Source organism: Nocardia sp. NPDC050378, from assembly GCF_040655675.1.
Lineage (GTDB): Bacteria > Actinomycetota > Actinomycetes > Mycobacteriales > Mycobacteriaceae > Nocardia > Nocardia coubleae.
The window spans coordinates 41,521-61,941 of record NZ_JBFAKI010000006.1 but is presented as its reverse complement, the minus strand read 5'-3'; the positions used below and the strand labels follow the sequence as shown (position 1 = coordinate 61,941).

Sequence of the window (20,421 nt, the reverse complement as noted above, 5' to 3'; positions counted from 1 at the left end):
TTGAGTTCGTAATACGGAAGGCTAGCCACTGTTGCATGTGACTGTCAACACTGCGGCTTCGCAGATGCGCGTTCACCGATCCCGACGGCCGGGGACGACCAAGCCCCCGCCATCGCCGGCGCACGTCCGCCGATACTCTTCGCCACAGCTCGCGCCCCGCCGCGCATTTCGTCGCACAGATCGGACAGGTCCGCACCACGGATGCCGTTGACGCCCGTCAGAGTCATCGCGAACACGACCGTGCCATCCGGCCCGAAAACCGGGGCCGCGAGGTTCGCCACGTCATAGCGCTCGTCGGCACCGATCTCGTGCAGGGCGTAGTCGATGGCCTGCCGGGGTATCAGCCGACCGAGCTCCTCACGCGTCACAGAGCCGGCATCGGAGGAAGTGCGATGAATGAGCTCGATAACCTCTTCCACCGGCTCGTTACGGAGGCCGATGGCCACCCCACGCTGCCGGACCTCCCCCAAGGAGCGCAGCAGTTCGCCACGCAACGCAACCACACTCTCCGGACTCAATCTGCCCAGCCACTCGTCGACGACCGAGTCATTCGCCCAGGCGATGAATACCTGGCCGAAGGGCGGCATCAGCGGTATCCGCTGCCCGATCCACGACTCCCGGGAACGACCGGACGGGCGGCCCTCGATCGCCAGCATCATCATGTCGTCCCCGACGGCTGCACTTCCCACACATTCGCTTCCGAACTCCGCGAGCCGGATCAGCTCGGCACGGGCCGCCTCGATCACCGGATGACGCTCCGATGCACCATGCCCCGCCGCGACCAAGGCTGGACCCAGCACATAGGTCCGATGCCGGGCATCGCGGGCGAGATACCCGGACTCGGACAGGGCCAGCAGCACCGCCGACATCGATGCCGGGCTCACGCCGAGCCCCGTCGCCAACTCCGACAGGGTGAACGCCATCCGAGGATGAACCGTCATGTAGTTGATCACCGCCAGCGCACGGGCGGCCGATTGCGCAGGTTTCACAGGCACTCACTTTCGGGTCGACAGGGCGTTGACGCGCCTCGCTTTCGTCATTACAGTGTTCCACATCACGTAGACAAATTCGATATCTCGAATCTGAATTCGCGATTAGTAATCTGAGATCAGGCCAGTCGGCTCCGTCTCCCCGGCAGAACCAACTGCCCGACTCAACCGAAGATGCAGCTCACCGCCATAGACGGACCACCGGGACCAGCCGCCCGGTGCTTCCCCACCGCTGTGGGCCGACGATCGCGAACCGAGAACAAGGCGCAAGTCAGACTCCGCACACGAAGCGGCATTGCCAGCCGCGAGGAGCCGCATCTTCGGGCAGATCGCGCCGCTCTTACATAGCGGGGCCCCACACAGGAGAGGTTTTCCATGACCCAGTCCACGACCATCGCGACCCCCGACGCCGAAGGGGACAGCCCCGATTGGGCCACGCTGAGCTACCTCGACCGCGCCCGGCTCATCACCCCCCTCATCGAGGGCGAAGCGGAGTCGATCGAGGCCGACAAGCGGGTCACCGACAAAGTGGTCGACGCCCTCCGTGACGCCCAGCTGTTCTGGATTCTGGTACCGAAGAGCCTCGGTGGCGCCGGCCTCGGCATCGTCGAAGCCATGGAGGTCAACGAGCAGATCGCCTACGCCGACGCATCAGTCGGATGGGCCTTCATGGCCAACGCCTTCGGAACCGGAATCCTGGCCGGTTACCTCCCCGAATCCGGATCCGAATTCCTCTACGGCGGCGCAGACAAGGCGATCACCGCCGGAATGTCGGCTCCCGTCGGGCGCGCCGTCAAGGTGGACGGCGGCCTGCGAGCCACTGGCAAGTGGCAGTTCGGCAGCGGTTCGGACTACGCCACGTGGATCGGCGTCGGGCTACAGGTCACCGATGCCGACGGCACTCCGCTGAAGACCTCCGATGGTCAACCCGATGCACGATTCGCCGTGGTCCCCCGTGATTCGGTCGAATTTCTCGGCAACTGGGATGTGGCGGGACTGGTCGGCACCGGCAGCCAGGATTACGCGGTCTCCGATGTGTTCATTCCCGAAGAACTCGCCATGAGCACATTCTCGACGACACCCGTCCGTACGGACGGTGTCTACTACATGGGCCTACTGGGCATCAGCGTCGCCGGACATGCGGCTGTGGCCTTCGGGCTCATGCGCCGGGCTCTGCACGAGGTAGCCAAGATCACCGACGGAAAGCAGCGCGTGGGCTACCCGAGCCCGGTGGGTGACTACGCGGTCTTCCAATTCGAATTCGCCAAGTACGAAGCTGAGTACCAGTCGGCCCGTGCCTACGCTTACGACGTATACGCGCAAGCCGAGGAGTTCGCCGCCCGCGAGGGCTACCTCAGCCCGGAGCTGACCGCCCGCGTACGGCAGGCCGCGACCTGGGCGCACCACGTCACTCACCGCGTGGTGTCCTTCGCGCACCTGTGGTCCGGCACCCAATCGTTCCGCAACCCCAGCTTCATGGGGCGCGCCACCCGTGACTCGTCGGTGCTGACTCAGCATCTTCTCATCGACAACATCACGATGATCGACGCGGCTCCGGCGCTGCTCGATTCGTGGAAGGCCGGGTAGGGCTCTCACCTCGAACGCTCACACGATTAACCAGCATTCTCAACGGAGACAATTATGGCAAGCAAAGAAGCTGCACAATTGGCCGAGCTCTACGCCTACTGGGCGAAGCGCACCGCGGAAAGCAACGTCGAGAGCCTCGACCTGCTCCGTGATCTCTACGACGGGTGGGGAAAGCACGCGACCGAAGCAACGGGCGTGAGCTTCGAGACCGTCGACCAGGATGGTGTCAAAGGTATCTGGGCCATTCCCGCCGAGGCGCCCGCCGACGCTGCCCTGCTCTACATTCACGGCGGTGGATACGTCGGAGGCGGCAGCAAGGGCCACCGTAAGCTGGCGGCCCATATCGCCAAAGCCGCCGGCGTCAAGGCTCTGGTCATCGACTACCGCCTGGCCCCCGAGCATCTCTACCCCGCGCAACTGGAGGACTCCCGCCACGCCTTCGACTGGCTCACCGGACAGGGACTCCGCGCCGGCCGGATCGCCGTGGTCGGCGACTCGGCCGGCGGCGCCTTGGCCACCGCGGTCGCGCTTCACCTGAAGAACACCGACAGCCCGCAGGCCGGTGCCGTCGTCGCGCTGTCGCCGTACTACGACCTCGAAACGCGCGGCAAGTCCTTCGAAACGAACGGCGACAAGGACCTGATCGGCAGCCGCGACGGCATCGCGGAGAACACCGCGATGTTCCTCGGCCCGGACGGTTCCAAGACCGGTCAGTACATCAACGCCCTCCACTCCGATCCCACCGGACTCCCGCCGGTGTTCATCTCCTTCGGCGGTGACGAGGTGCTGCTCGACGGCGCTCATATGTTCGCCGAACTCGCACGATCCAAGGGCGTCGAGGTCGAGGTCGAGGTGGTTCCCGGCATGCAGCACGTGTTCCAGTTCCTCGCCGGAACCGCCCCGGAAGCCGACGCTTCGATCAGCGCGATCGGCGCGTTCATCGCCAAGAACCTCGGGGTGTGATGCCGCCGTGGCCACAGTCTTCGACAAGTTCGATCTGAGCGGACGGGTCGCGATCGTCACCGGCGCCGGAAACGGTATCGGTGCCGCGATCGCGTCCACCCTGGCAGCGGCCGGAGCGCACGTCGTCGTCACCGACATCTCCGCGGATTCCGCCACAACCGTCGCCCGATCTATCACCGACAGCGGGTTCTCGGCGGAATCTGCGCACTTAGACGTCCAGTCACAGGCCGATATCGACGATCTCGTCGCGCGCATCGTCAACGAGCGCGGCCATCTCGACATATTCGTCAACAACGCCGGAGTCATCGCCGACGGGACGCCGTTGACGGTCACCGAAACAGAGCTCGACCGAGTGCACGCGGTGAACTTCAAGGGTCTGGTGTTCGGATCGCAAGCCGCGGCCCGCGCCATGATCGAACAAGGGTCCGGAGCCATCGTCAATATGACCACAGCGGGTATCGACAGTGCTTCTGCGACGGTTGCGGCATACACGACAGCAAAGGCCGCGGCACACCAATTCACTCGTTCTCTCGCGTTGGAGATCGGCCCCCGCGGTGTGCGGGTCAACGCTGTCGCGCCCGGCTGGATCGAGACCTCGATGACCACCCGGCACATCGCGAACAGCGACGGCGAGATCGAGGCCGCGAGCCGCAACGAGTTTCGTCAGCAGCACGCCGGAATCGCCGCCCTCGGCCTGGTCGGAGAGCCCGCCGATGCCGCATACGCCGTCCTGTACCTCGTATCCGACGCGGCGCGATTCGTCACCGGCGCGGTGATGAGGCCCAACGGCGGCATGACCATGCTGTGGTGACGATCCGCAACATCAGTAGAGGTTGACGTTCGTCGACCGGTGTGATCACAGACCTCGACCGCGTACTCGTCGAGTGCCTGCCGAACAGGAGAGAAATGCAACCGTTCGCGAACGGACTGAAGATCGGCTTGGAGGGACGGCCGGTCGTGGTGGTCGGTGCCGGGCCCGGCATCGGCGAGGCGACGGCCCGTGCCTTCGTCGCTGCCGGATGTACCACGTATGTCGCCGATATCGACCTCGCGGTAGCGAAGGAGACCGCTGGCGCGCTCGGCGCCCTGGCCGAAGCCGTCCATGTCGACGTCCTCAGCCGGGACTCGGTCCGCGAGATGCTTTCACAGGTGCTCGACCGGTCCGGGCCACCCGCCGCGGTCGTCAATGTCGTTGGAATCGCACGCGGGAAGCCCTTTTCGAAAGTCACCGACGACGACTGGGACACCATGTTCAACCTCAATCTGCGACAGCAGTACATCGTTGCGCAGGAGGCCGTACGCCTGCTCGGGACCGGTGGCTCGTACATCGCGATCGCCTCACTCAACGGTGTCCACTCCTCCCCGGACAACCTCCCCTATGGCGCCGCCAAGGCCGGGCTGGTGTCCCTTGTCCGTTCACTCGGCGCGGAGTTGGCGTCCATCGACGTTCGTGTCAATGCCGTCGCTCCGGGCATCGTCGAGACTCCGCGCATGCGGGAACTCTTCGAGACCACGGGCCGCAGGGCCGAGTTCGCCGAAGCAGTGCCGATGAAGCGTCTCGGCACGCCGGACGATATCGCCGGCGCGGCGGTATTCCTGGCATCTCCGCTGTCGTCTTACATCACGGGCCAGGTCATAGTGGTCGATGGTGGCGCCTCGGTCAAATATCCACTCGCCCTTCTGACAGATGCCCACTGAAGGAGATGAAGACGTGACAACGAGCCTCGCCGATCCAGCAGAACTTCGCAGGATATTCTCCGCGTGCCCCAGCGGCGTCGTCGCCATATGCGCCGAAGTCGGCGGCGAACGAACAGGGATGGCGGTCAGCACCTTTGTCCCGGTATCACTACAACCTGCGCTCGTGGGCGTATTCATTCAGAACGAATCGCGGACGTGGCCGAAACTCGAGCGAGGAAATCGGCTCGGGCTCAGTGTGCTTGGTTCGGACAACGAGGTGGCCGCCCGGTCACTGGCCAAGAAGGACGGCGACCGGTTCGGTCCGATCGTAACCACGGTCGCGGATTCCGGGGCTGTGTATGTCGATGGTGCGACAGCGTGGCTCGAAGGTGCGCTGTGGTCGAAAACCCAGGCAGGTGACCACTTCATGGTCCTGCTGGAAGTCCACTCCGCCACCGTGCACGACGCCGCAAACCCGCTGATCTTCCACAGCAGCAGCTTCCATACCCTGCCTCGTTGACGAGAAGGCCCGACATGCACAGCTCACTCTCCCTCCATAACAAGACGTCCGCCGCGCAGGCTCCCGAACGAATCATCAAGTTCTCGAACGGTTCTCTCGTGCCCAAGGCCGCAGAACTCCGCCACGCCGAGGCGGTCGAGATGGATATCGAGAGCCTCGACAGGTTCGAGCAGGCAGCTGACGCCGTCCGTGCGATCTTTGCCGAGGCGAAGCTGTCGACACCGCCGCTGCTGCTGCTTATCAACATCTGCCTCGCCGATTCGTCACGTGAAGCGACGCAGCGCTTCGAAAAGTTGATAGGCCACGGCAGCCGTATTCATTTGAGCCACACCTGGTATGTCGGAACCGAGGAAGGGCTGCGTGGCCTCGTCGACGACCTCCGAGTCCTCGGTATCGGCGACGGAGTCTCATACAGGACGGTGGAAACCGCAGCTCGTGAGCTGGCGGGGCAGCGAGCCGAACAGGCTCCGCTGCCGACACACCGTAAGCCGTGACCATCGCGGGCCAGGGAACGTCGAGACGTCGCGAAACATTGTCGACGTGAGCTCATGGGGGCATCGGCCTCATCGCCGGAGTCGACCGCGCCGCCACGCGCGTCTGAGTTCCTCCGAGCGGCCGGCATCCCTCGTCCTGAGACTTCTGGTGGACCGGGTGTTGGCTCATGCACCCTCTACCGGACTCACCTCCAGCGCATGAACCCGACCGACACGCCTCACGCCGATGCGAACACGGCCTGCTGGGGCGACGACCCCCTTTCGAAACGAAGGAGAATGACACATGGGCAGGTTCGACAGAAAAGTTGCGCTGATCACGGGTGCCGCGCGTGGCCAGGGGCGGGCGCACGCGGTCAAGCTGGCGGGCGAGGGCGCCGACATCATCGCGCTGGACTTGTGCAGCCAAATAGACTCGGTTCCGTATCCGCTGGCGACCACGGGGGATCTTGCCGAGACCGTCTCGGCCGTTGAGCGGTTGGATCAACGGATATTCGCGGCAGAGGCAGACGTTCGTGATTTCGCCGCAGTCTCCGCAGCCGTGAAGAACGGACTTGCGGAACTCGGTCGCATCGATGTCGTCATCGCGAATGCGGGCATCGCACCCCACAGTGTCGACGAGAAGGATCCGATTCAAGTATTCGAAGACACTTTGGCTGTCAACCTCACCGGTGTGCGGCACACCGTTCACGCCGTCATCGACACTCTCATCGAACAGGGTGAGGGCGGTTCGATCATCATCACCAGTTCGACGGCCGGCCTCACCGCCAGGGGAGGTACCGGGACCGGTGCGTGCGACGGCTACGTCGCCTCCAAGCATGCAGTTGTCGGACTGATGCGCTCGTGGGCGAATTGGCTTGCACCCCACCGAATTCGCGTCAATACGATCCATCCGACCGGTGTCGATACGCCCATGGTGACGAACGATGCGATGGCAGCGTATCTGGAGGCGAACCCAGGCGGGGCGACGAACCTCCTCGATGTCGCTCTGATCGAAGCGGTGGACCTCGCCAATGCCGCGGCATGGCTCGCATCCGACGAGGCCCGCTACGTCACCGGAGTGGCGCTGCCGGTCGACGCAGGATTCACCGCCAAATAGCGAGTCATCAAACACCCGGCAGTCTGCACACGACCGCGATACGCGGCGGTATCGACGATTGCCGGAAAACACAATTGCGAGGCAACCTGTGAACACACTTTTCGAACCGCTCGACCTGGGCGCGCTGACCACACCCAACCGCATCTTCTTCTCTCCGTGCAGCCGCTACCGCGCCCGACTCGACGAAGTCCCGTCTCCGATGATGGAGGAATACTACCGACAGCGGGCATCAGCTGGACTCATCATCACCGAAGGAGTAAACCCGGATCCCATGGGTCGGGGTTACCTGTTCACACCGGCGTTGTATTCACAGGAACAAGAAGACGGCTGGCGGCCGATCACTTCTGGGGTGCGAGATGCCGGGGGCTCTATGTTCGCGCAGTTGATGCACGTAGGGCGCATGACATGGAACTCCCTCCTTCCAGGAGGGGCAACTCCCGTCGCGCCATCGGAGGTTCGGCCAGACCCCGAATTTCGTGGATACGCGGTCAACGCATCGAGCCCCAAGAATCATTTCCATCCCACGCCCGAAGCACTGACTGCGGACGGGATCGCAAGCACCATCGAGGGATTCGTCAACGCGACCAGAAGGGCGCTCGATGCGGGATTCGCAGGTGTGGAGATCCACGCCGCGAGTGGATACTTGCCCATGCAGTTTCTGAGTTCGAGCACCAACCGTCGTATAGACCGCTACGGAGGTTCGGTACCGAACCGATGCCTATTCCTCTTGGAGCTGATCGACGCGGTATCCGCAGTCGGGGGGGCGGAACGCGTCGCTGTGAAGTTCTCCCCCGGATTTCGGTTCAACGACATTCATGATGACGATCCGGTCGAGTTGTACACCCATCTTCTACGTCAACTCAGCGGTGCACGCCTAGCATTCGTGGAGGTCGCCGATTTCGGTGGATATTACGGCTATGAGCCTCCGACGAATTGGTTCGAGCTAGCGCGCAACCACTACCGGGGAAAGCTTGTCGCCAACGGTGGCCTGACGTACGAAACGGGTTCGGCACTCGTGGCGGATGGTACCGCAGACGCGGTTTCGTACGGTGCGCTCTTCCTTGCGAATCCCGACCTCCCGGAGCGCTTCCGGCTTGGCGCGGGACTGAACGTTCCCGATGCGTCGACCTTCTATACCCAGGGGACCGTCGGATACCTCGACTACCCGACACTCAACGACGGTCCAGTCCCGATGCCGAGCGAAGTGTACGCAGGACACGCGTCTTTCAGTTCGCCAACTGGATAGCCTCGGAACATCTTCGGCCTGCCCGACGGCGTGTCCAGCCTTCCGGTGTCGAGCTTCTTCGCAGAACTCGACGCAACTTAGTTGAACCGAAGCTCTTGTCGCTGTGTCCATCGCCGACGGCACGCGCGGGCCACTACCCTTCATACTCGGTGTCCGAGAGGCACTTCCGAGCACGAGCATGGCGACCGAGTACATCCACGACGAAATCTTTGGACCGAACCGCTGGACGCCAACCGGGCTGGGAACTGTCTGTCATACGTGGTCCCCAGCCCATGACACCGTCGGGTAGTCCATCGGCCGGATCGGTGTAGGCCATGGTCGACACCGACTCAAGCCACGGTAGTAAGCGGCCAGTCGCCAGGCCGACTTCCGATCGTCGCAACGCTGGCCGCGGCTGAGCCGCGGCGGTACGGTCCGCCACGAGGAACACCACCTGCGCGACCCCGCACTCCGACTCGGCCGGCCCTCGCACTAGGGCTGTCCTGGACCGCCTGGGGCTGGCAGGATCCGGCGAGGTGCCGATACACTGCGAACACTCGCAATTCCGCGAGATGTACCGCAAGCCTTTCCAGGCCGATACCCAAGCCGTGGTGCATGCTGGTTCGGCCGAATTTTCGGGGCCGAACCAGCACGGCCGGCTCCGACACCGACCACGTCGGGAACTGCCGATGGTGACGAAACCGCGCCGCTTCCGTGAATGTGCGAACTCGGCCATCTCCTCAGCCTCGGGGGTTCCATTGCCCAGCGGCCACTCGCTCAGCACGGTCTTCCAAGCTGTCGGCGTGGAGGTGACCAGCCTGTGATGGTGCGGCACCCTCAGAGTCACGTCCACCAGGTCGACTTCGTCGCAGACGACGCGCTGCAGGGAGTTGCCCTGTCCGACGGGCAGGAGCTCCCGGTGGACCTCGTCGTTGTCGGTGTCGGTCTGGTGCCGGCGGGCCGAAAGGGGCAATGCTCCGGCAGCGCGAGCGGATCACCTATTATCCCGGGCCGCCGACTATCCTGATGTCGCATGCCGAGGATTCGATGCCCGTGGCCGCGCTCCGGCAGCGGACACGGCGTTCCGCTACGTGCAGGACGTCACGGGGATATCGACTACCGTTGCGTTCGACACATAGATTTGCCCGATAATTGCATTGGATGCCGCCTGCTCGCCCGTGCTTACATGACCTATGTAATCGAGGTCACACCCGCCCTCGAAGGCGAGGCAAGGCAGGGCAATCGAATGGTGCACGCTCCGACAAGCGAAGTAGACATTTCCGAATGGCGCCAGGGTGCCCGCCCACTCTTGACCGCATTCATCTCTTATGGCTTGGGCCCGATCATCATCCTGCAAACCAATGGGTTGTTCGTGCAGCCGATCATGGAGGAAACTGGGCTCAGCGCCACTGCGGTCCAAATTGGTTCGGTGGTGATGCTGTTCGCCGGGATCGGCGGCGTTGGGGTCGGGGCACTCCTGCGGAAGTTCAACGCCCGTACGGTCGCGATCACCGGGTTCCTGGTGCTTGCCGCTCTCGTCGCCGGACTGTCGGTCCTGGCTTCGGCGATCACCTTCTATACAACAGCGACGGCCATAGGCCTTTTCGGCTCGTTTTGCTATCAGGTCATGACGAGTTCCCTCCAGCCAAACCTCCTGCTCGTGGGGCTACCCGTCGCCTTCGCTTCTGCGATGTCGATGGCCTATCTCCTAGGTGTCATCATCGGTCGGATCGGTGGCGGATTCCTTCTCGATCGCTTCCGCAACCCGTATCTTGTGCCCCCGGCGGTCTGCGTTGTCGCCGCCGGTTGCGCTCTCCAGCTGTCTGCGGCAACCGCCACGACCAACCTGCCGGCCATCGGCGTATTTGTCGTCGTGATGGCCACTGCCGCCAGAGCCGACGCAGATTTCCCGGCCTTTTTCACACTCCGGATCGTCGGTCGTAATCATTTCCCGCTCGCTTTGGGGATGGCTGGCCTGACCGTCGGCCTGTCCAACTCGGCGGGCGCCTTGCCGCTGCCGGAATTCGTCATTCATCCGGAAGCTATTCGGGTGCAATTCAGCTGGGTCCTATGTATTGAACACCGGTGACACCTCCCTGCCGACCGACGGTGACGACAGCTGGCTCAGCTTTCCCGCCCGGCTCGGCGTGGAGCCGGTTGAGGCGCCGGGCGACCATGAGGCCATGCTCACCGAGCCCGCCAGGCTGGCCAAGGCGCTGCTGACCGCCGCAGGGCACGACATCGCCCGCGTCACGCCGGCATGACCTGACCCGGCCGTCGATGGCTGCGCGGCAGCGTATTCGCGCCACGGGCTGCCTGTTGCGTGGTGGCGCGTTCGACAACATGCCAGAATCGCACCGCTACCGGGTCATAGCTGCCCCTTCGTAGTGCCCTACGTCATAGGAGCTCGCAACCGTTTCGAGGGCCCCGTACCGGAGCCTTCGGTAGGGCGATTAGCACCCTGCAGCAGGACTGGCGGTAGTGCGGCCCGGCCTTGTCACAAGCCGATGCGCAACGGCGGTTGAGGGCCGGGCCGCCGAGAGGATTCCTGGGCGCCGGCGGGACTGGTTCCGTCAATGACATATCCGTTTCGGATGATGTCGCGCACACCGTCGAGTCCTCGCTGCCCCTTCAGCACCTGGGATTCCAGCCACGCGACCATGAGAATGGTATCGAACAGATCTCGCCCGCAGATCCCGGCTCTGACCGCGCCCGCTCGTTGCGCGTCGACCAGGAACTCATCGGTCAGCTCGATGATTTCGTGGCAGGTGATAGCCAAGGGCGTCTCGTGGCTATCGGCGAGTGCGTGTGCCAGTGACGCCGGCAGGCCGTAATAGGAATTGAAGTACCTCTCGACCTCGGCCAGCCACCGGTCGAGCCGCTCGTCTGTCGCCACCGCTGCCCGGATGTGCCCGGCGGCCGCGCGCAGCTCTTCTCCCTGGGCGTTGAGGGCGGCGAATATCAGGTGGTCCCGATCGGGAAAGTGCCGGTAGAAAGTTCCCACCCCGACTCCGGCCTCGCGAGCGATGGCTTCGAGTGAGGTGGATACTCCCTGGCTGTTGAGGTGATCCTGGGCAATCCGGATCAATGTCTCATAGTTTTTTTGGGCATCGGCCCTCCTTGCCCGACCGTTCGGCATTGCACCCCTCCACTCATTTGCCAACCGGAGGCACCCTCCGTAACCTTTAACAGGAGGCTACCTCCGCTTGAGCTCGGGGGCAACATCCGAAGAGGATCGAGACGAACATGAAAAGACCAATGCACCTGACTGTGCAGCTCATCGCCGGGTACGGCATTGAGGCCGGAGCATGGCGCTGGCCCGGCGTCGAACTCGAGTCGTTCATCAGCGCGGATGTTTTCGTCGAAGCCGCCAGGATCGCGGAGCGTGGCAAATTCGATGCCCTGTTTCTCGCCGATACGCCCGCAGTGACCAGCGACCTCGCGACCCATGCGCCGCAGCATGCGCTCGAACCGCTTGTCACCCTGACCGCAGTAGCGCGCGAGACCGAGCGGATCGGTCTGGTCGCGACATCGTCGACCACGCTCAACCACCCGTACACGGTGGCCCGGCAGTTCCGCGCATTGGACCTGGTGAGCCGAGGGCGTGCGGGATGGAACGCGGTGACGACCTCACATCCGGCTGCCCTGTTGAACTATGACGCGGAGCTACCGACTCGTGAAGAGCGGTACGCACGTGCTCATGAATTCATCGCCGCGGTCATGGGTCTGTGGGGTTCGTGGCCCGACGGCGCCTTGACACTCGATCGGACCTCGGGCCGGTTCGCCGATTCGGCGCGGGTGGCCCCGGTGGCTTTGAAAGGCCGATATGTGTCCAGCCGCGGCCCGCTGGGCCTTCCACCTTCCCCGCAAGGGCAGCCCGTGGTGTTCCAAGCCGGGGGCGGCATGAACGGGCTACATCTGGCCGGGCGGTTCGCCAACGCCGTATACAACAACCCCTTCGATGTGCCCAGCGCCGTCGAACACGCGGCGGCAGTGCAGCAGGCGGCAGTCCACTACCGACGTCCGCCGGAGCAGATGACCGTATTCAACGGCGTCATCACCTCGGTTGCCTCGACACGTAAGGAGGCGCTGGAACGACGGGAGCAGCTCGATGCGCTCGGCGATCTGGAATCGAGAGTGGCCTATCTGGGACACCAGATAGGCGTCACGCTGACACCGGAGGATATCGATGAGCCCGTACACCCGGACCTGCTGAGCCGTGCCCGGGCGAACCCTTCCGATCCACGTTCTCCGCTGGCGTTGAAGCTCGCCCGGGAAGGTCATACGCTTCGGCGAATCCTCGCCCACGGCCCCATCGGCTATCACCCGGTGGCCCTCGGGACCCCGGATGAAGTGGCCGACTTCCTGGAGCATTGGCATGCGGCCGGAATAGGCAATGGATTCAACATCAACCCCGACGCCACGGACGGGTTGGCGAATTTCGTCGACGAAGTCGTCCCGATCCTGCAGAAGCGCGGTCTGTTCCGGACCGACTACACCGGGAGCACACTGCGAGATCACCTCGGTATCCCGTACCAGAACGGACTACCGGCTGCCTACTGGCAGGAAGGAAACGTGGCGTCGTGAAATACTCCCTGGTCGAATTGGCCCCGGTGACTCAGGGCCGGACGAAGAGCGAGGCCCTCCACGCTGCCGTCGGTGCCGCAAGCGAAGCAGAGGCGCTCGGGTACCACCGAATCTGGTATGCCGAGCACCACCACACCGCCGGCTACGCCTCGCACGACCCGATCAGCCTGATCGCCCTGGCTGCCAGAGAAACCGAACGGATCCGGGTGGGGTCCGGCGCTGTCCTGCTGAATCACTACAGTCCGTTCAGTGTGGCGGAGCGTTTCCTGCAGCTCGAAGCCCTCACGCCGGGGCGCATCGATCTGGGTCTCGGACGGGCGACCACGGGACCGCTCGTCGATGCCGCGCTTCGCCGCGACCGTGGTTCCCGCCCGGTGGACGACTTCGCCCAGCAGGTCCAGGAGATCCTCGCCTATTACCACAATGCCTTCGATGCAGGCCATCCCTTCGCCTCCCTCGACCTCACCGGCGGAGTCGACTCCATACCCGAGGTATGGGTTCTCGGCTCCTCTGGAAACAGTGCCCAGCTCGCCGGGACTCTCGGGCTCGGTTACGTATTCGCCGGATTCATCAACCCCGGCACCGCGCCCGCGGCCATGAACGCTCATCGCCAAAGCTTCCGGGCGTCACCGTTCGGACCCGCCGACCACCGAAGCATTCTGGCGCTCAATATCGTCGCCGCCGACGATGAAGGCAGCGCACATCGGCTCACATGGCCGGCCAGGCTGCTCTGGCAGAGCTTGTCGTCCGGGCGGCCGATATTCCTTCGCACCGTCGCCGAAGCCGATGCCGGGCTCGGTCCGGCTCCGAAGGCGCAGGGCAGCACATTCGACGGGAGCACTATCCCGCAGCAGATCTCCGGAACAGTGGAAACCCTGCGGTCGCAGCTCCAGCAAATCGTCAACGTCACCGGAGCCACGGAGATCATGGTTCAAGACATGCTCATCGAACCCGATGTGCGAAGCCGTTCGCGAAAACTGATCGCGGAGGCGGTCTCTGGGGTAGAAGTGCCCGCGCAGATACCGCCTGACACTGCCGCATTGCCGAAGACTGTGCGCCGACAGTAGCTGCCGCCAGCCACAAGCAGTAGCCGGAAACCCTTATGTGCCCAAACTGTTGCGCGCGGCAGGGACCCGGTAGCCGTGTCGCTGCCGGTACCGGCTGGGGCTTTCGGAAGTCCACCGTCGGAACGCGTTGTTGAAGCTCGCCACTTCTGCGGAAGCCTGAAAAGCCAACAGGCAGAACGCTTTCAAGACCTTCACCGAAAGCTGGTACTGGGTATCAGAGCGCTCGTGCAGTCCGGCAACGAGATCGCCGAGAATCTCGATCTGTCGGCGGGCCGCTACTACCTGATCGATCAGCAGGCCTCGAAGGTTGTCAAAGCCGTAGATGCCCACGGACTGTCGGAATGGCTCGACAACCCCGGTGACAAGGTCGTCGACGCAACCGGAGGCACCGCCCCGAAGAAGGAACTCGGCGAAACCACCCATCCCAAAGAACTGATCCGCGGCGATGTCGTCAAAATCAACGAGGTCACCGGGCATCTGGGCAAGATCGGCACCGCGATCGAACAAACGGCTGACGCCCTGCGCAAGATCGACACCGCCGACTGGACAGGCGACGCCACCACCTTCGGCGAAAAATGCGCCAAGCAACCGAAGCTGTGGTGAGACGGCGGCGACGCGATGAGCCAAGCCAAGGCCGCTGACGCCATCGCGACGTGGGGGGAAGCCGACCGAGAGGAACGCGACCGCAAGAACGCCTGGAACGCGCTCTCCGACGACGACCGCAAGGGCAAGAACCTCACCGACACGTGGACCAGCATCCGCGTCGCCGCCCGCGCGATCCTGACGTCGTGGCGGCGGGAATGTTCCGGCCCACCAGCTGCCGGCGGGGTGGGAATACCGAGATCTCGCCCGGCCGCCGGAAGCATCCGCGATACCTCCGGCCGACGGCGCGATGGCACCCGGTTCTCCCCGGTCCAGCTCAACGCTCGAGGGCGCCGTTTGCCTGACCGCACCGACCAGCGCGCGCTCGACGTAGTGATGGCGCCGCTGTTGACATCCGCACAGATCTCGATGACGCCCGCCTCGACCTTCAAACCCGTGTTCGGCGGCCGACGACGCGTCCTGGCAACGCCCCGAGCTTTCGGACCGCCGGGGCTTTGACGCGTGCGGCTGCCGGTCGCCCGCGAACAACGTCGGCTCGGCCCACTCATGCAGCGATTACAGCGTTCTGGGTAAGTGTCGAAGCCGAGAACGCGGGCAAGCCAGCGCGTTCCCATAGTGGTATGGTCACGTCTTGCGGGCATCGGCTGCCCGACGCGCCATATCCGCATTCCGTCATGGCGCTCAGGCCGGTGTGGAAGTAAACGTCCCGAACCTGGTGAACTATCAGCGGGTGCCGCCCTCGGTCCGGACTCAGCCTCCGACGGGCTGCGCGCCCAGATGGCCGCAGCACACCCGGAAGGGATCACGTCAGCGCCGGTAGGGGGCGACGCGCCGCTGGTGCACATGTTCACCTCGGGCACAACCACCAAACCCGGGAGTCGTGCATCCGGTTCGCTTGTGCCGCTGGCTGGCAGAGTCACCTCGAGTTCGGGTCTGGAGTAGGGCCGGAAAGTACGTGAAGACACCTGCCCTAGCAACTGAAATTGCTTGATTTCACAGGATCCCGGATGCAGTGATCGACGCTGAGACGTAACCCGTAGACCAGAGTTCGACGGCCTGTTCGGTGAATTCTCGTGCCGCTCCGGTCACGTACGATTACACCGACGACGTTCGATGAGACATTCCTACACACTATCGAACCCCGCGTGCGGGGTCTGCACGCTCGATCAGATGTTGCACGAGAGTCAACAGCACGTCCTTGGACGATTCCCGACTACGGGCGTCGCAAAACACCACTGGGATGTGCGGATCGAGATCGAGCGCCTCGCGCACCTCGTCAGCGGTATAGTCCGGCGCACCGTCGAAGCGGTTCACTCCCACCTCGAAAGACAGCCCGCGGCCTTCGAAAAAGTCCACTGCCGCAAAGGAATCACCGAGCCGTCGGGTGTCGACGAGGACGACCGCGCCCAGGGCGCCGCGGGAAAGCTCTTCCCACAGAAACCAGAACCGGTCCTGTCCCGGTGTGCCGAACAGGTACAGCACAAGGTTCTGATCGATGGTGATACGGCCGAAGTCCAGCGCGACCGTCGTGGTTCTCTTCTGCTCGATTCCGGAGAGATCGTCGACGCCGGCGCTGACCTCGGTGATCAGTTCTTCGGTGCGCAACGGCGCAATTTCGCTGATCGCCGACACCATGGTCGTTTTGCCGACGCCGAACCCACCGGCGATGAGGATCTTGACCGACGCTGCCAGCTGCGCTGAGGCACCTGCCGAGGTCTGGTCAACTGTTTCGGATTCCATCAAGTACCGCTCGCAATATCTCTAGATCGCCGGGGCCGGTGTCCGCCTGGATCGGAGCCCGGAATATCAGGTGTCCCTCGCCGATCAGGTCGCCGACAAGGATCTTGGTTACTGCCAAGGGAATTCCCGCATGAGCCGCCACCTCGGCCACCGTTTGCGGGGTACGGCACAGCCGGACGATGGCCACATACTCCGGTTCCACCCGACGCATGGTGCGCGGTGACTGTGGCGTGGCGACGACGGTGAGCATGTCGAGTTCGTTGCCGGTCGCTCTGACCCGCCCGCGCGTTACCGCGTAGGGCCGGACCAGCCGACCAGCTGCCTCGTCGAACCACTGCTCGCCATCGTGCGTCATCGCAGGCGCGCTGTGGTGGAGAGATAGGTGCCGACCCGCTGGACGGTGATATTCATTTCGTACGCCACCATTCCGAGATTGGCGGTTTCGGCCGCCAGCAGTGCCAAGCAAGCGTTGGCGCCAGCCGAAGTCACGAACAGCACCGCGCGATCGAGTTCGACCACCGCCTGCCGGACCCCGCCGCCGCCAAATCGGGTGCCCGCGCTGCGCGACAGCGCGTACAGGGTCGAGGACATTGCGGCGAAGTGTTCGGCATCTTCACGTGGCATAACCGTCGAGTGGCCGAGGAGGAGACCATCGGCGGAGAGCACCACGGCATACCGCACACCTGCCAGCCGATCGAGCAGATCATCGAGCAGCCAATTGAGATCACCCGGCTTGGAAGTAGCCACCGTTACCGTCCTGATTCGTCGGAGAAGTTGTTGATCGGCAGGTGGGATGCGTCCACCCGCCCGGAGTACGTCGAGCGCGGGCTTCACTCGGGTACAACATGTCGTCCCTGTCTGGTTCCACTTTCGATAGCGGATATCAGATCTCGGGCCTGCTCGGGGGTACGTTCTCGTTGCGGACGCGGTTCGGTCGCGGACTCCGCAGGGGTCGCGGATTGCGCCAATTCCGGCGTGAGGCTGGCCTGTCGCTGCCTGCGCGGCAGTGCGGGCTTCGACGCGCTTCCCGTGGGCTGGGCAGGCGCGTCGAAGCCGGACTGGGACGACGTCGGAGGTTCGCGATCCACTGCGGGCACCGCCGCCGGCGGTGGATCGAATCCCATGGGTGGCGCACCGAATGTCACCGGTTCAGTACGGAATCCCACCGACTCAGGATTGCCTGCTGGCGGTTCGGTCTCGGCGACGGTGACCGGCGCCCAGTCGGTCGAGGCCGCCCGGCGGGGACGTCGCTCCACCGCCACTGGTTCGGAATCCATCCCGGCCGCCCGAGGAGTTTCGGGTGCGAGCAGGGCGGTGGGAAGCAGGACGATTGCCCGGATGCCGCCGTAGTCCGAGCCCGACAACCGCACTGAGACATCATGGCGCGCTGCCAGCTGCGCGACGACGAACAGACCCATCCGGGAGTCGGCGGACAGCGCCGCAACACCGAAACCTGGTGGCTGGGCCAACATCTCGTTGAACTGGGCCATCGTGTCGCTGGGCATGCCCATGCCCTGATCATTGATTTCGATGACCACCCCCTTGCCGACCACGCTGCCCCTGACCTCGACGTGCGATTCAGGAGGAGAGAACGAGGTGGCATTGTCGACGAGCTCCGCCAGCAAGTGGATGAGGTCGGCGACGGCCGCGCCGAGCACGTGCGTTCCCGGCAGCGCGGCGCTGCGAACCCGTGAATAGTCCAGGGTCTCGCCGATAGCGCTACGCACCACATCCAGCAGCGGTACTGGATTACGCCACTGCCTACCCGGACGGCCGCCGCCGAGGATGATCAGATTCTCGGCATTGCGGCGCTCGCGGGTGGCAAGGTGATCAAGGCGGAACAGGGTTTCCAGGATGGCCGGATCCTCCTGCCGTTCCTCGGCCTTGTCGAGAATTTCCAACTGCCGGTGGGCGATGACCTGGCTGCGGTGGGCGATATTGAGGAACACAGCCTTCACACCCTCACGGGTGCGGGCCTCGTTCACCGCGCCGACCACTGCGGCGGCGTGCGCTTGGTGAAATGCGGTGGCCACCTGGCCGATTTCGTCGTTTCCGAAGTCTAGACTCGGCGATTCCGCCTCTGCTTCGACAGGTTCGCCCGCGCTCAAGCGTCGCATCATGTCGGGCAGCTGCACTTCGGAGATTGCGATTGTTTCGCGGCGAAGTCGCACGAGCCTGTTGATGATCCGGTTGGCCAACAGCAGCGCGATCAGGAATGCCAGGATGCTCACCGTGGCCACCCCGCCGCCCGCCCACATGGCATTCCTCGTGTTGTCGGCACTCTGCTTCTCAGCGGACTGCTGGGCGTCGAGGCTCTGCGTGACCCAGACATCGAACAGCGAGCGAGTCACAGCAGTTGAAGCAGTGCGCCACTCGTCGGTGCTCGACGGCGGTGGCTGTGACCTGCTCGCGGCGCCAGAGCTACTGGACGATTCGGTATTCGAGCTGCCCGTACCCCATTGCACCAGCGCGATTTCCATCGCTGTGAGGCGCTGCCATGCCGGGCTTGACATGAGATTCTTCAGACTCGCCTGCTGGGTACCGCTGAGATCGGTCGACAGATTATCGGCTTCGGTGTGGTAAAAGTTGACAAGCCGGACGAACTCGGCTATAGGGATGGCAGCTGTGCCACTCGCCGCTGTGACCACACCGACCAGGGCGGTACTGCGCGACATCGCCTCTTGCATGCGGAAAATCCGCATTCCGTCGGCGAGTCGTGTACCGATGTCGGTGGTCGGCGCTGTCTGGGCGACGGCCGTCGGCGCTCCCTGCGCGAGGACCCTCTGTCCACCCGCCAAACCATCCACGAATCCGTTGTAGAACGCATACGCATCGGCTACGGACAGCCGTCTGGAATCCACTCCCCCACGTGCCCGAGTCAGTCCCGATGAAAACTCCAGGATGGTCTGATCCACGGCCCCGAGCCTGTTACCGTCGCCACCACCAGCCGAGACGGTGACCATGTCCTCGAGCCCCTTGTCCAACCGCAGCCGGGCAGCAACGAGCGCGTTCCCCTCACCACCGCTCATCACATCCAGCGTCAGTTGCCGTTCCGCTTGAGCAGCCTCCATGAATTCTCGAGCTACCGGAACCAAGGACTGATACTGCTGGGCCCACTCCTCAGCCTTGCTCTGGCTTTGCACCAGATACCCCGCTGTGCCTACACCGATTGCGAGCAAGGTCAGACTGGGAATTAGCGTGATCGCCAAAATTCGAATGCGGACTCCAGGCCTAGCTCTGAACATCGGCACCACGTGTCAGGGTAAGGTTGGGATAATGTGCCATAACTTCGCCTATCGCAATTGTGACCACGCCAGTTCAGTTGCGGGCCAGAGATTAGATGACGGGACTGTTCCTCGACTACGGCGCGTTCGTCCCGAGTTCGGCCTTTGAATGCCTTGAAAACAGCGCAAGAATCGCATGACCGCGTAGGGCGGTCGGACTGTAGAATTTCGTCCGCTCATTCTCCGCTTTGATGGTCGGGGCTGCTCCGACACGTTTCGGCGACTTCCGCGACGAACGTGCTTCGACGTCGGCTACCCGGTTCTAGTAGCCCGTGGAGAGAACGATTAATTCGGTTGGCAGGATTGCCCCGTCGTCGCGCAGGGCACCTTCCTCGGTCAGTCTTCGGATGCGACAACCTGCAGGGTTTGATGCCGTCCTGTGCGAAACCCTTGATGCTCCAGCGCTGATGTAGTAGCCGACGCCATGGTGAAGAACTTGCTTAATGATCGGGGGTCAGTGGTTCGACTGCACTGGTGACGCGCCTGCTGCGCGACGCGCCGGAGCCCAGTCCCGGATTCGGTCAGCTCCCGGCGGACACTCCCTCGCTGCTTCCATAGGTTTTGTCTTCCCGGAGAATTCAGGCTCTGC

At 63.8% G+C, this 20,421-nt stretch carries 20 protein-coding genes; 14 read left to right on the top strand and 6 right to left on the bottom strand.

Annotation, left to right across the window (positions count from 1 at the left end; all coding sequences use genetic code 11):
• Positions 1-44: 44 nt before the first annotated feature.
• Complete coding sequence (locus tag AB0I35_RS15530; RefSeq protein WP_357396609.1) at positions 45-989, bottom strand: helix-turn-helix domain-containing protein; 945 nt, start codon at positions 987-989, stop codon at positions 45-47.
• A 375-nt stretch (positions 990-1,364) separates the two neighbouring features.
• Between AB0I35_RS15530 and AB0I35_RS15525 the strand changes: the two genes are divergently transcribed.
• From AB0I35_RS15525 to AB0I35_RS15480, 10 genes are all read left to right on the top strand, one after another.
• Positions 1,365-2,576 (top strand): acyl-CoA dehydrogenase family protein, encoded by a 1,212-nt coding sequence (locus AB0I35_RS15525; RefSeq protein WP_357396608.1) that lies wholly within the window; start codon positions 1,365-1,367, stop codon positions 2,574-2,576.
• 54 nt (positions 2,577-2,630) lie between these two features.
• The gene (locus AB0I35_RS15520; RefSeq protein ID WP_357396606.1) at positions 2,631-3,539 is read left to right on the top strand and encodes an alpha/beta hydrolase; all 909 of its coding nucleotides are present in this window, start codon (positions 2,631-2,633) and stop codon (positions 3,537-3,539) included.
• A gap of 7 nt (positions 3,540-3,546) precedes the next feature.
• On the top strand, positions 3,547-4,350 hold the full coding sequence (locus AB0I35_RS15515; RefSeq protein ID WP_357396605.1) for an SDR family oxidoreductase: 804 nt from the start codon (positions 3,547-3,549) through the stop codon (positions 4,348-4,350).
• Between the two features lie 41 nt (positions 4,351-4,391).
• Positions 4,392-5,237: an SDR family NAD(P)-dependent oxidoreductase gene (locus tag AB0I35_RS15510; RefSeq protein WP_357396604.1), complete on the top strand. Its 846-nt coding sequence runs from the start codon at positions 4,392-4,394 to the stop codon at positions 5,235-5,237.
• A gap of 13 nt (positions 5,238-5,250) precedes the next feature.
• Entirely contained in the window at positions 5,251-5,736 is a 486-nt protein-coding gene (locus tag AB0I35_RS15505; RefSeq protein ID WP_357396603.1) for a flavin reductase family protein, read from the top strand.
• Between the two features lie 14 nt (positions 5,737-5,750).
• Complete coding sequence (locus AB0I35_RS15500; protein ID WP_357396602.1) at positions 5,751-6,230, top strand: hypothetical protein; 480 nt, start codon at positions 5,751-5,753, stop codon at positions 6,228-6,230.
• A gap of 283 nt (positions 6,231-6,513) precedes the next feature.
• Complete coding sequence (locus tag AB0I35_RS15495; RefSeq protein ID WP_357396600.1) at positions 6,514-7,326, top strand: mycofactocin-coupled SDR family oxidoreductase; 813 nt, start codon at positions 6,514-6,516, stop codon at positions 7,324-7,326.
• 88 nt (positions 7,327-7,414) lie between these two features.
• The gene (locus AB0I35_RS15490; protein ID WP_357396599.1) at positions 7,415-8,572 is read left to right on the top strand and encodes an alkene reductase; all 1,158 of its coding nucleotides are present in this window, start codon (positions 7,415-7,417) and stop codon (positions 8,570-8,572) included.
• Between the two features lie 1,165 nt (positions 8,573-9,737).
• Positions 9,738-10,640 (top strand): hypothetical protein, encoded by a 903-nt coding sequence (locus AB0I35_RS15485; RefSeq protein WP_357396598.1) that lies wholly within the window; start codon positions 9,738-9,740, stop codon positions 10,638-10,640.
• Positions 10,627-10,815: a hypothetical protein gene (locus tag AB0I35_RS15480; RefSeq protein ID WP_357396597.1), complete on the top strand. Its 189-nt coding sequence runs from the start codon at positions 10,627-10,629 to the stop codon at positions 10,813-10,815. The genes AB0I35_RS15485 and AB0I35_RS15480 overlap by 14 nt, the downstream gene beginning before the upstream one ends.
• 233 nt (positions 10,816-11,048) lie before the next feature.
• Here AB0I35_RS15480 and AB0I35_RS15475 read toward each other — a convergent pair whose 3' ends face one another.
• The gene (locus AB0I35_RS15475; RefSeq protein ID WP_357396596.1) at positions 11,049-11,690 is read right to left on the bottom strand and encodes a TetR/AcrR family transcriptional regulator; all 642 of its coding nucleotides are present in this window, start codon (positions 11,688-11,690) and stop codon (positions 11,049-11,051) included.
• A gap of 131 nt (positions 11,691-11,821) precedes the next feature.
• On the opposite strand from AB0I35_RS15475, the gene AB0I35_RS15470 reads away from it, so the two are divergent.
• From AB0I35_RS15470 to AB0I35_RS15455, 4 genes are all read left to right on the top strand, one after another.
• Positions 11,822-13,138 carry an NtaA/DmoA family FMN-dependent monooxygenase gene (locus AB0I35_RS15470; protein ID WP_357396595.1) on the top strand — a complete coding sequence of 439 codons (1,317 nt, stop codon included), beginning with the start codon at positions 11,822-11,824 and terminating at the stop codon, positions 13,136-13,138.
• On the top strand, positions 13,135-14,205 hold the full coding sequence (locus tag AB0I35_RS15465) for an MsnO8 family LLM class oxidoreductase (RefSeq protein WP_357396594.1): 1,071 nt from the start codon (positions 13,135-13,137) through the stop codon (positions 14,203-14,205). Before AB0I35_RS15470 ends, AB0I35_RS15465 begins: the two co-directional genes overlap by 4 nt.
• Before the next feature lie 75 nt (positions 14,206-14,280).
• Positions 14,281-14,808 carry a putative T7SS-secreted protein gene (locus AB0I35_RS15460; protein WP_357396593.1) on the top strand — a complete coding sequence of 176 codons (528 nt, stop codon included), beginning with the start codon at positions 14,281-14,283 and terminating at the stop codon, positions 14,806-14,808.
• Between the two features lie 15 nt (positions 14,809-14,823).
• Positions 14,824-15,306: a hypothetical protein gene (locus AB0I35_RS15455; RefSeq protein WP_357396592.1), complete on the top strand. Its 483-nt coding sequence runs from the start codon at positions 14,824-14,826 to the stop codon at positions 15,304-15,306.
• A gap of 633 nt (positions 15,307-15,939) precedes the next feature.
• On the opposite strand, the gene AB0I35_RS15450 is transcribed toward AB0I35_RS15455, so the two are convergent.
• The 4 genes from AB0I35_RS15450 to AB0I35_RS15435 form a co-directional block, all read right to left on the bottom strand.
• Positions 15,940-16,548, bottom strand: coding sequence for an ATP/GTP-binding protein (locus AB0I35_RS15450; RefSeq protein ID WP_357396591.1), 609 nt, complete (start codon positions 16,546-16,548; stop codon positions 15,940-15,942).
• Positions 16,529-16,903, bottom strand: coding sequence for a DUF742 domain-containing protein (locus tag AB0I35_RS15445; RefSeq protein WP_357396590.1), 375 nt, complete (start codon positions 16,901-16,903; stop codon positions 16,529-16,531). The genes AB0I35_RS15450 and AB0I35_RS15445 overlap by 20 nt, the downstream gene beginning before the upstream one ends.
• The gene (locus AB0I35_RS15440; protein WP_357396589.1) at positions 16,900-17,295 is read right to left on the bottom strand and encodes a roadblock/LC7 domain-containing protein; all 396 of its coding nucleotides are present in this window, start codon (positions 17,293-17,295) and stop codon (positions 16,900-16,902) included. The genes AB0I35_RS15445 and AB0I35_RS15440 overlap by 4 nt, the downstream gene beginning before the upstream one ends.
• Positions 17,296-17,378: 83 nt before the next feature.
• On the bottom strand, positions 17,379-19,757 hold the full coding sequence (locus tag AB0I35_RS15435) for a nitrate- and nitrite sensing domain-containing protein (protein ID WP_357396588.1): 2,379 nt from the start codon (positions 19,755-19,757) through the stop codon (positions 17,379-17,381).
• Between the last annotated feature and the right edge of the window lie 664 nt (positions 19,758-20,421).